The organism is Alkaliphilus peptidifermentans DSM 18978, assembly GCF_900101495.1.
Classification (GTDB): domain Bacteria; phylum Bacillota; class Clostridia; order Peptostreptococcales; family Natronincolaceae; genus Alkaliphilus_C; species Alkaliphilus_C peptidifermentans.
The window spans coordinates 1-1,581 of the sequence record NZ_FMUS01000069.1 but is presented as its reverse complement, the minus strand read 5'-3'; the positions used below and the strand labels follow the sequence as shown (position 1 = coordinate 1,581).

Below are 1,581 nucleotides of genomic sequence, written 5' to 3'. Positions count from 1 at the left end.
TAGAGTGTATTAGATTTGCTGGACACGTATAAAGGTTGCTATAATAAACCTAGAAAGGACGTGTTACAGCTATGAGTAATAAAAATAAATTCACTGAAGATTATAAGAAAGAAATAGTAAAGCTTGTTACAGAATTAGGCAAAAAACCAACTGATGTAGCCAAAGATATTGGCGTTACCCCTACAAGTATTAGAAGATGGGTAAAACAGTATAGCCTTCATGGAGAAGATGCCTTCCCAGGGAAAGGTAAACTTCGACCAGCAGATGCAGAGCAAAAAAGACTAGAGAAAGAAAATAAGGATCTCAAGGAGGAAATTGCCATCCTAAAAAAGGCTATGGGCATCTTCAGCAGAGACGTGAAGTAAAATATTTATTTATCAAAGAACATAGCTCCGAGTTTTCCGTCAAGAAGATGTGCCAAACCTTAGAAGTAAGCAGGAGCGCCTTTTATGACTGGCGGGACCGCCCTTTAAGTCATAGCAAAGAACAAGACATTAAACTACTTGTTCATATCAAAGAAATATTTGATGAATCCGATAGCACCTATGGACATAGACGAATCAAAAGAAAACTAAATAAAAAAGGTATAAAAGCTAGTAAAAACCGTATACGAAGACTGATGAGAGAGAATGGCCTATTTAGTGCTTTGAAATCTAAATTCAAGGCAACAACTAACTCTAATCACAACTACCCCGTAGCCCCTAATCTATTAAACAAGGATTTTACTGTCCAAGCTAAAAATCAAAAATGGGTTGGTGATATCACCTATATTTCAACAGGGGAGGGTTGGCTCTACCTAGCAGCTATTGAAGACTTATACCATAAAAAGATTGTAGGATGGGCTCTAGGCAGTAGAATGACTAAACAACTAACTATTAATGCCCTAGAGCAAGCTATCTCCCATGAAAGACCAGCTAAAGGCTTAATATTTCATTCGGATAGAGGGTCGCAATATGCAGCTTATGACTATCAGGATAAACTTAGAAACAATGGAATAAGACAAAGCATGAGTGCTAAAGGTGATTGCTATGATAATGCATGTATGGAATCATTTTTTGCCACCCTAAAAAAAGATTTAATTCATAGAAGACGTTTTAATACCCGTGAACAGGCTAAAATAGAGATAATTAACTATATAGAAACCTGGTATAACTCTAAGAGAAGTCATAGTAGCTTAGACTATATGTCACCCATAGAATATGAATTATATCATAGAGAAAAACAAGCTTTAGAAGCTGCATAATTAGTTTGGCGTAGCGAACTATTTACATTGAGTGTGGGTATGGTAGGCTTGATAAGAGGCCAATCTTTATTAATTTATAAGATGCCTCAAAAGATTGGAACCATAGCCACAGAGGCTCAATGTCACTAGCAAACGGTTAGTTGGAAATATATGTTTAAGTTGACCCTATAACTAATTACTAGTTAATTGACGGTACCAAATGGTAAAAAATAACTTTAAAAGAATTATATGGACTTTATTAAAAATGATAAATTAGAAAAATTTCAATTAAGTTTGTAATTTTAAGTAAACAGGAGCAATGTACATTTATATGTGTCCAGTTAGGCTATACCACTCCA

Annotated in this window: 1 protein-coding gene; it reads left to right on the top strand. The window is 35.1% G+C overall.

Features of this window, described 5'->3' with window-relative positions:
* The first annotated feature begins 71 nt into the window (after positions 1-71).
* A protein-coding gene (locus tag BLP68_RS21245; RefSeq protein WP_091547762.1) for an IS3 family transposase occupies positions 72-1,243 on the top strand; the annotation gives its coding sequence in 2 pieces (ribosomal slippage) (positions 72-336 and positions 336-1,243; 1,173 coding nt in all).
* The last annotated feature ends 338 nt before the right edge of the window (positions 1,244-1,581 follow it).